Here is an 8,971-nt window from a genome sequence, read left to right as displayed (position 1 = left end):
TGTGATGTCCGCACCCCGGATCGCCCTCGTCCACGAGCGATTCACCGAATACGGCGGCTCCGAGGCCGTGGTCGCCGAGTTCATGAAAACCTGGCCCGGCGCACCCGTTTTCGCGCCCATCGCCGACGCGGAGTGCACGCGCGCACTCTTGACGGCGGCAGGCCCCTCGATCCAAACGGGCTCGGCGGCGACCGGACTCGTGTACGACACCTGGCTGTCGCGCGCCTACTCGGCGAGTGGGCGGCGGTCGCATGCGCCGCTGCTGCCCTTCGTGCCGGGGACGTTGCGCAATCTTCCGCTCGACGGCGAGTACGACGCGGTGGTGGTGAGCCATCACGCCTTCGCGACCCAGGCGGTCTTCGCCACCACCGCACCGGTGATCGCCTATGTGCACAGCCCGGCCCGGTGGGCTTGGGACAGCGCGTTCCGGGCGCGTGAGGCCGGAGGACGGGCGGGGCAGGCCATTCTGATGGCCTTGGGTGCGCTGGCACGGCGCAACGAACTGCGGGCCGCACCGCGGCTCGCCCACGTGGTGGCGAACTCGCAGGCGGTGGCCGATCGGGTGCGGGACTGGTGGGGATTGCCCGCGTCGGTGGTGAATCCGCCTGTGCGCGTGGACCGTTTCTCCCCCGACCCGCGCATCGGCCGGGAGGATTTCTTCCTCTTCGCGGGCCGGCTGGTGCCCTACAAGCGACCCGATCTCGCCATTCGCGCCGCCCGCGAGGCCGGGGTGCGCCTGGTGATCCTCGGCGACGGCCGCTATCGCCGTCAGCTGGAGGCGCTGGCGGGCCCGGAGACCACCTTCCTGGGCGCGGCCTCCGACGACGTGCTGCAGGACATGTACCGCCGCTGCCGGGCCCTGCTCATGCCCGGCGTGGAGGACTTCGGCATCGTCCCGGTGGAAGCCATGGCCTGTGGCGCGCCGGTGCTCGCGGTCGGTGAGGGCGGGGCCCTCGACACCGTCGTGCCCGGCATCTCCGGCGAACACATTCCGACCGGTTCCGATGATTCGGTGGTGGCCGGATTCGCGCGGGTGATGCGCGATTTCGACCCGACCGCCTATCACCCCGAAACCGTCCGCAAGCATGCCATCACCTTCTCCCCCGAGGCATTCCGCAGCCGAATCGCGGACATTGTGTCGCGCAATTCCCGCTGACCGACTATTCATTGAATCCGAACGGATTCGAGGACAGCGGAACAGGGTGAGGCAGTGGGTGGTGTCGGAGCGGTATCCGGCGCGCTGGTGACCGGTGGGGCAGGGGATGTCGGGCGCGCGGTGGCGCGGCGACTGGTGGACGCCGGGCGGCCCGTATGGGTCGCGGATGTCGACGCCGAGGGTGCGCATGCGTGTGCGGCGGAGCTGGGGGCGAAAGCCACTGCGCTGGAACTGGATCTGACGAGCGCGGAGAGCATCGAAGCGGCCGTCCTGACGGTCGGCGGGCGGGTCTCGGCGGTCGTGCACTGTGCCGGGGTCGCCGTCGTGGGACCGTTCCTGGACAGCGGGACCCTCGCCTGGGACCTCATGTTCCAGGTGAATCTACGCGGGCCCATGCGCCTGACCCAGCTGCTGCTGCCCGGCATGCTCGACACCGAGGCCGCCCGGATCGTGTTCGTCTCCTCCGACGGCGCGCGTGCCGGCGCCTCCGGTGAAACCGTCTACGCCGCATCCAAATCCGGCCTGTTCGGTTTCGCCAAGTCCCTCGCCCGGGAGGTCGCCCGCGACGGCGTCACCGTCAACGTGGTCTGCCCCGGACCGCTGGAGGGCCGCATGGTCGCCCACACCATGGCCGATCACCCCGAAACCCTCACCGCCCTCGAAAAATCCATCCCCCTCAAACGCCTGGGCCGACCGGACGAAGTAGCCTCCCTCATCGCATGGCTGGCGAGCCCGGAAGCCAGCTACGTCACCGGCCAGCTGATCAGCGTCAGCGGCGGCATCACCATGCAGTAGGAGTTGCCCACATGCCCTCTCTCCCCCTCGTCGACGCCCACATGCACCTGTGGGACACCGGTGCGCATGCCTGGTATCCGGGCCTCGCGAGATTCGCCGACGCCGGACGACCCGACATCGCGCAGAACTTTCTACCGGCCGATTTCGATCGGGGGCTGGGAGGGATCGAGGTGGCCGGGCTGGTGCACGTGTCGGCCACCACCGCGCCGCATGCCTATCTGGACGAAACCCGGTGGGTGGATGGCATTGCCGCGGCGGGTTCGCGGCCGTTCGCGATCGTCGGGGCGGTCGATCCAGCACTGCCGCCGACCGAGCTGATCGCGCATCTCGACCAGCAGGCCCGGACCGAACGATTCCGTGGGGTACGGGTTTTCGAAGGACTGTCGCCGAATACGCCTGCGGCGGATGCCCTCGCGAGCTGGCTGCAGGAGCACGACGCGGTCTTCGATCTGGTGACCGAGCCCGGCGAGATTCTCGACTGGATCGACTTCCTGGCCGGGTACCCGGAGCTGCGGGTGGTGCTCGAACATCTGGGGTTCCCGCAGGGGAATTCCTCCGAGGCTCGCTCCGCCTGGCACAATGCGATCTCCTTGGCGGCCAAGGAGACTCAGTGGCTGTGCAAGCTGTCGGGATTCGGGCTCATCTGCCGGGATCTGGCGTGGCCCTCGCTCGAGTACTGGCTGGAATCGAGTGTGGCGCTGTGGGGGTGGCGGCGGCTGATGTTCGCCTCGAACATGCCGGTGGATTCGCTGGCCGGGACCTACAGCGAGCTGGTCTCGGCGATCGACCACATCGTCACCGCCGACGCCACCGATCAGGAAGCGGAGTTCTTCTACCGGGCCAACGCGCTCGACACCTATCGCCTGAAATAGGCGGCCCGGCTGGCGGTTCGGCAGCGATCGGGGCAGCCCGAAGCGTGGGAGCACGGCGGCATCGACATGAATACGTCGTCGGTCAGCAGGGCCACCAGCACGTCCAGATCTCTACGCCGGCTATGAATTGGTCCGCACACCGGTCGAACACGACCTGGCCGACGAACTCCGCCTCGCCGTCTTCCCCGTCGTCCTCGGCGACGGCAAACGCCTCTTCGATCGGACCACCGCTGCAAAACCGTTGCGTTTCACCGAGACTCGGCAGATCGGCGACGGCCTGGTGTACTACGCCTACGAAATTCTTCCGTGCCGCCTGAGCCCACGGCCGGATGGCCCAGCCGCGCGCCCGGCGGCTCGGCCATCCGAGTGGGTGCCACGGGCGACGACCGGGAGCCGCCGCCCGTGCCCGTTACGTCCTGTACCGGAACAGAATTCGCCCACGAGTGAGGTCGTAGGGGCTCAGTTCCACGAGGACGCGGTCGGCCGGGAGGATCTTGATGTAGTTCTTCCGGATCTTCCCGCTGATGTGCGCGAGGACCTGATGTCCGTTGGGCAGTTCCACCGTGAAGGTGGCATTGCGCAGGCACTCGACGACGGTGCCCTCGATTTCGATTCCTTTGCCGGTCTTGGTCATCGCAGCACCAGTTCCAGGTTGCTGTTCACGCGTCGGGCGCCGATGCCGTCGAACAGTGCCGTGGCCGCCGTGTTGGATTCGTTCACCTCGGCCGAGGCGGTGGCGATGCCGCGGTGGTGCAGCGCGGACAGGGCGTGGGCCAGCATGGCCCGGGCGATGCCGCGGCGCTGTTGGTCGGCCCGGACCGCGATCAGTCCGATCCGCGGTAGCCGGGTCACCTGCACCACGCGGACCAGGCCCACGTAGCGGTCGGCCTGGGCCGCCGCCACGTATTTCGACCGGTCCACGATGGTGTCACCGTCGTACCCGCCCAGGATCTCGGCCGGCATCTCCTGCCAGCCGACCGCCGCCTGCACCTCGTCGCGGATCACCCGGTCCACGGCGCGCAACGGTTCCTCCGCCGCGCGCCCGGCCGGCACGATCGTGATGTCCGGTGGTGGGAGGACGGCATGCAGCCCGGTGTCGGCGGGATCGGTGGGGATCAGGCACTCCCATTCCCGGCGCCGGGTCGTGAAACCGGCTCGCGCCCACCGGGACAGCAGGTCGGCGTCGTTCTCGTCGACCACGGTGTGCAGTGGTCTGCGCAGGGTGGGGAGCATCGCGGCAGCGAGTTGATCGAACACCGTGTCGTGCCAGGCGTCGATGCTGACGAACAGCCGTCCATCGGGTCGTGTCGAAATATCGCCGCACCCGACCACCAGGTCGTTCTCCATGGCTTGCCATCGGGTCAGCGCGACCCGGTTGATCACGGCGGAATCGCCCGCACGCGAAGAGATATCCGAAGTATTCATCGTCGTCACCTTTCGGGATTGCCTTGTCAGGCAGGCGCTCCCGGCGACAACTACAGCGTTCGCCAATCCGTGACGACGAGAGGGAGCCCCCACATCGGTACTGTGTTCATGGGTCTCACCTCCTCGCGTGATGTCACGGTAGGCAGCAGGCTAGCAGACCGAACCGCGGTCCACGCAACGTATTTTCCGCCACCTCCCGATGAAGAAGCAGAAAAAATGGCCGTCTCAGCGACGGGACCGCATGGTCAGGACGCCCACGACCCAGCCGATGGCGAAGGTGACCAGTAGCACCAGCCACATCGGCGAACGGATGGTCATCAGCAGGAATTCGATGTCCACCCGGTGCCGGTTCTCGGCGATGAAGATCACGGCCAGCACGGTGAGGATGATCGCGATCCACTGCTTCATCGAGATCTTCGACAGCGGTGAGGGTTTGGATGTCTCGGTCACCGGATCCTCCTGTCGAGGCTGAGGGCAGATCGGAGTCCTGTCGGACCGCGTCGTCAGACGCTAACCGCCCTGATCGGCCGCCTGCCTCAACCGTGCCGCGATTCGTCCGATTCGTTATCCGCCGGGCATCGGCGCAACGGAGGCCGCGCGACGGGGCCGGTTACCTTCTCGCCGCGGCCCGCGTCATACAGGGTGGCGACCGACATCGACCGGGGTCGCCGGACCGAGGAATGGAGGACAGGGTGCTGTCGAACATCTTGTACGTCACCGTCTATGTGACCGATCAGGACCGGGCGCTGCGGTTCTATACCGAAGGGCTCGGGCTGGAGAAGCAGGTGGACCATGCCGGGCCCGACGGGCGGTTCCTGACCGTCAAGGCGTCCGGGAGTCCCGTGGAGATCATCCTGTGGCAGCTTCCGGAGGCGGCCGGACAGCCGGCCGGAGGCCTGGAGGTGGTCGCACCCGGGCCGCTCATTCTCGAATCGGACAACTTGTGGAAGGACTTCGAGGTGTTGCAGGACAGGGGCGTGACGTTCATCGATCCGGAACCGGTGGACTATCCGTTCGGCGTGCGGATCGAGGCGGTGGACCCGGACGGGAACCGGATCTCGCTTCGACAGCAGCGGCGGGGACGGTAGCCATGGCCGAATCCGGCTCGACGGACCCGGTGACCGCGACCTTCGAGGCACAGCGCGATCGGCTGCGGGCGGTCGCGTACCGCGTCCTGGGCTCGCATGCCGATGCCGAGGACGTGGTCCAGGAGGCCTGGATGCGGCTGGCCCGCCAGGACGCCGCCGCCATCGACAACCTCGCGGGCTGGCTCACCACGGTCGTCGGCCGGATCAGCCTGGACCTGCTGCGGTCGCGCCAGGCCCGGCAGGAGTCGTCCTACGACGGCCTGCCCGAGTTCGTCGTCACCGCCGACCACGGCGCCACCGAACCGGAAGAGTATGTCGCCCTGGCCGATTCGGTGGGCCTGGCGCTGCTGGTCGTCCTGGACTCGCTCGGCCCCAGTGAGCGCCTGGCCTTCGTGCTCCACGACATGTTCGCGGTGCCGTTCGCCGATATCGGCCGGATCCTCGGCAAATCCGCCGACGCCACCAAGATGATCGCCAGCCGCGCCCGCCGGAAGGTGCAGGGCGCCGGGGAGCACCCCGCCGCCCCCGGGCGCGAACAGCGGGCCGTGGCCGAAGCGTTTCGCCGGGCCGCGGTGGGCGGCGACTTCGAGGCGCTCCTCCGCGTCCTCGACCCCGAGGTGCGGCTCACCGTCCACACCCCCGGCGGTGTGTTCGTCACCCTCGGCGCCACCGAGGTAGCCACGCGCGCACGCAGTTTCTCCGGCGCGGTCACCCGCCACCAGCCGGTCCTCGTCGACAATCTGCCGGGCTACATATCCTGGCGCGAGGACGGCACCCCGCTATCCGTCATGTCCCTCGCCGTCGCCGGCCACCGCATCACCGCCATCACCCTGCTCGCCGACCCCCGCCGTCTCGCCGCTGTGCACCTACCCGGTTCGGACTGAATCACCGACCGGCCACGTCGGCCAATTCGACGCTGCCGCAGCTGTCATCGAGGATCTGGGCGAAGAGGCACGGGAGGCACGGGAGGCACGGGTGACCACCGGCTTCCCGGTAGGCGGTGGGGTGGCCCCACACCGCATCGCCGCGATACGGGATCATGCGGAAAGAGGTCTCGAAGTCCCGGCCCGAATCTGCCTCGGCCACAATCGCTTCCGCGAAGGCTCGCACGTCACCGGGATCGACATAGCCGCGGATAATGATCCACAGTTCGACCAGGAACAGTCCACCCCGCGTCCGGTCATGGTCCTCGCGAGATACGAATTCCTGCACGGCCACACGCTGGAGCGCCGAACACGCTGCCGCCCAGTCACTTTCGCGCTGGTCAGCGGACCTAGAACGGGAGGCGACAATCGACTTGACGAATTGTGTTCCGCGGTGTCATTATTGAAATGGGAAGACACCGGAATTTCGGTGTCGATTTCTTTGCGCCTCTCGACATCTGTTGACCGCAGGTGTAATTTGAGATTTCGCGCCTGGGCGGGTGCTGTCCGACTCTCGAAATGTGAAATGACCGTGGAAGGTCGTGCTGTCTGCGTGCGGCTTCATCCACCCGTTGTTGTCGAGCCATGTTCGGGCGGCCGGCGCCGGTGCGCGTGAATTACGGCCACAGGACAAGCAGATACCGCGACCGACCGCCTGCGCGGGCGGCGCGAGGTGCTGGAAGGACGCATTTTGACAGTCTCGAATCAGACCGAGCGGGTTTCGTTCGCCACGGTGACCGAACCGCTGGCAGTTCCGGATCTCCTGCGGGTGCAGACCGATTCGTTCGGCTGGCTGACCGGCGCGGCCGATTGGCGCGCACGGGTGGCCGCGCACGGCAGCGCGCGTGCCAGCGGGCTGGAGGAGGTTCTCGACGAGATCAGCCCCATCGAGGACTTCGCGGGAACCATGTCGCTGACCCTGTCCGAACCCCGCTTCGAGGACGTCAAGACCTCGATCGAGGAGTGCAAGGACCGGGATCTGACCTATGCGGCACCACTTTTCGTGACGGCGGAGTTCATCAACCACAACACCGGAGAGATCAAATCCCAGACGGTATTCCTGGGCGATTTCCCGATGATGACCGGCACTGGCACCTTCGTCATCAATGGCACCGAACGTGTGGTCATCTCGCAGCTGATCCGCTCTCCCGGCGTCTATTTCGACGAGAGCATCGACAAATCCACCGAGAAGACACTGTATTCCGCGCGCGTCATCCCCTCCCGTGGCGCGTGGTTGGAGTTCGACGTGGACAAGCGCGACACCGTCGGCGTCCGGATCGATCGCAAGCGCCGGCAGCCGGTGACGGTCCTGCTCAAGGCGCTCGGCTGGACCAGCGAGCAGATCGCCGAGCGCTTCGGACACTCCGGCATCATGCTGACCTCGCTGGAGAAGGACAACACGCCCGGCACCGACGAGGCGTTGCTGGACATCCACCGCAAGCTGCGCCCCGGCGAGCCGCCGACCAAGGAGTCCGCGCAGCTGCTGCTGGAGAATCTGTTCTTCAAGGAGAAGCGCTACGACCTGGCCCGCGTCGGCCGCTACAAGGTGAACAAGAAACTCGGCATCCACACGACCGAGGCGGTCGGCTCCCCGGTACTCACCGAGGAGGACCTCGTCACGATCATCGACTACCTGCTGCGCCTGCACGCGGGCGAGAAGGTGATGACCGCGCCCGGTGGCATCGAGGTCCCGGTCGAGGTCGACGATATCGACCACTTCGGCAATCGCCGGGTCCGCACCGTCGGCGAACTCATCCAGAACCAGCTGCGGCTGGGCCTGTCACGCATGGAACGCGTGGTGCGCGAACGCATGACGACCCAGGACATCGAGGCCGTGACCCCGCAGTCGCTGCTGAACATCCGGCCGGTCGTGGCGGCGCTGCGGGAGTTCTTCGGCACCTCCCAGTTCTCGCAGTTCATGGATCACCGCAATCCGCTGGCGAGCCTCACCCACAAGCGGCGGCTCTCGGCGCTCGGACCCGGCGGGCTCAATCGGGAACGGGCCAGCCTCGAGGTCCGCGATGTGCACTACAGCCACTACGGCCGGATGTGCCCGATCGAGACGCCGGAGGGGCCGAATATCGGCCTGATGGGGTATCTGGCGGTGTACGCGCGGGTCAATCCGTTCGGGTTCATCGAGACTCCGTACCGGCGGGTGACCGACGGCCGGGTGACCGACGAGATCGACTATCTGTCCGCCGACGAAGAGGACCTGCACGTGGTGGCGCAGGCCAACGAACCGCTGGATGCGGCGGGGCGCTTCGTGTCCGATCGAATCGCGGTGCGGCGCAAGAACTCCGAAGTAGAACTGGTTCATGCCGCCGCCGTCGACTACATGGACGTGTCGCCGCGCCAGATGGTGTCGGTGGCCACCGCCATGATCCCGTTCCTCGAGCACGACGACGCCAACCGGGCGCTCATGGGCGCGAACATGCAGAAGCAGTCGGTGCCGCTGATCCGCTCGGAGGCGCCACTGGTGGGCACAGGCATGGAAATGCGGGTGGCGATCGATTCCGGCGATGTCGTGCTGAACGAGAAACCCGGTGTGGTGGAGGAGGTTTCGGCCGACTTCATCACCGTCATGCACGACGATGGCACCCGCCGTTCGTACCGCCTGCGTAAGTTCGAGCGTTCGAACCAGGGCACCTGCGCCAACCAGCGTCCGATCGTGGACGAGGGGATGCGGGTGGAGGCCGGGCATGTGCTCGCCGA

At 67.2% G+C, this 8,971-nt stretch carries 10 protein-coding genes and 1 pseudogene; 7 read left to right on the top strand and 4 right to left on the bottom strand.

Annotated features, from left to right (window positions below; all coding sequences use genetic code 11):
- Window positions 1–4: 4 nt before the first annotated feature.
- The 4 genes and pseudogenes from ABZ909_RS05085 to ABZ909_RS05070 form a co-directional block, all read left to right on the top strand.
- Window positions 5–1,156 (top strand): glycosyltransferase, encoded by a 1,152-nt coding sequence (locus ABZ909_RS05085; RefSeq protein WP_356996341.1) that lies wholly within the window; start codon window positions 5–7, stop codon window positions 1,154–1,156.
- A gap of 54 nt (window positions 1,157–1,210) precedes the next feature.
- Window positions 1,211–1,951, top strand: a complete 741-nt coding sequence (locus ABZ909_RS05080; protein WP_356996340.1) for an SDR family NAD(P)-dependent oxidoreductase — start codon at window positions 1,211–1,213, stop codon at window positions 1,949–1,951.
- An 11-nt stretch (window positions 1,952–1,962) separates the two neighbouring features.
- Entirely contained in the window at window positions 1,963–2,823 is an 861-nt protein-coding gene (locus tag ABZ909_RS05075; protein WP_356996339.1) for an amidohydrolase family protein, read from the top strand.
- Window positions 2,824–2,950: 127 nt separating this feature from the next.
- Window positions 2,951–3,094: pseudogene (locus ABZ909_RS05070) on the top strand (dihydrofolate reductase family protein); the annotation flags it as partial.
- Window positions 3,095–3,232: 138 nt separating this feature from the next.
- Here the strand turns inward: ABZ909_RS05070 and infA are convergent.
- From infA to ABZ909_RS05055, 3 genes are all read right to left on the bottom strand, one after another.
- A complete protein-coding gene (infA, locus tag ABZ909_RS05065) occupies window positions 3,233–3,457 on the bottom strand; it encodes a translation initiation factor IF-1 (protein ID WP_356996338.1) in 225 nt (74 codons plus the stop codon).
- Window positions 3,454–4,248: a GNAT family N-acetyltransferase gene (locus tag ABZ909_RS05060; RefSeq protein WP_356996337.1), complete on the bottom strand. Its 795-nt coding sequence runs from the start codon at window positions 4,246–4,248 to the stop codon at window positions 3,454–3,456. The genes infA and ABZ909_RS05060 overlap by 4 nt, the downstream gene beginning before the upstream one ends.
- A 225-nt stretch (window positions 4,249–4,473) precedes the next feature.
- The gene (locus tag ABZ909_RS05055; protein ID WP_356996336.1) at window positions 4,474–4,698 is read right to left on the bottom strand and encodes a hypothetical protein; all 225 of its coding nucleotides are present in this window, start codon (window positions 4,696–4,698) and stop codon (window positions 4,474–4,476) included.
- Window positions 4,699–4,940: 242 nt separating this feature from the next.
- Between ABZ909_RS05055 and ABZ909_RS05050 the strand changes: the two genes are divergently transcribed.
- Together ABZ909_RS05050 and ABZ909_RS05045 are read left to right on the top strand one after the other, a co-directional pair.
- Window positions 4,941–5,336 (top strand): VOC family protein, encoded by a 396-nt coding sequence (locus ABZ909_RS05050; RefSeq protein ID WP_356996335.1) that lies wholly within the window; start codon window positions 4,941–4,943, stop codon window positions 5,334–5,336.
- A 2-nt stretch (window positions 5,337–5,338) separates the two neighbouring features.
- Window positions 5,339–6,220 carry a sigma-70 family RNA polymerase sigma factor gene (locus ABZ909_RS05045; protein WP_356996334.1) on the top strand — a complete coding sequence of 294 codons (882 nt, stop codon included), beginning with the start codon at window positions 5,339–5,341 and terminating at the stop codon, window positions 6,218–6,220.
- A gap of 1 nt (window position 6,221) precedes the next feature.
- Here ABZ909_RS05045 and ABZ909_RS05040 read toward each other — a convergent pair whose 3' ends face one another.
- Window positions 6,222–6,548, bottom strand: a complete 327-nt coding sequence (locus tag ABZ909_RS05040; RefSeq protein WP_356996333.1) for a hypothetical protein — start codon at window positions 6,546–6,548, stop codon at window positions 6,222–6,224.
- Between the two features lie 384 nt (window positions 6,549–6,932).
- Between ABZ909_RS05040 and ABZ909_RS05035 the strand changes: the two genes are divergently transcribed.
- The coding region (locus ABZ909_RS05035; protein ID WP_356996332.1) for a DNA-directed RNA polymerase subunit beta at window positions 6,933–8,971 on the top strand (2,039 nt) is incomplete at its 3' end.

The organism is Nocardia sp. NPDC046763 (genome assembly GCF_040645495.1).
GTDB lineage: Bacteria > Actinomycetota > Actinomycetes > Mycobacteriales > Mycobacteriaceae > Nocardia.
The sequence above is the reverse complement of the archived record's forward strand: the minus strand, read 5'-3'. Positions and strand labels throughout refer to the sequence as shown.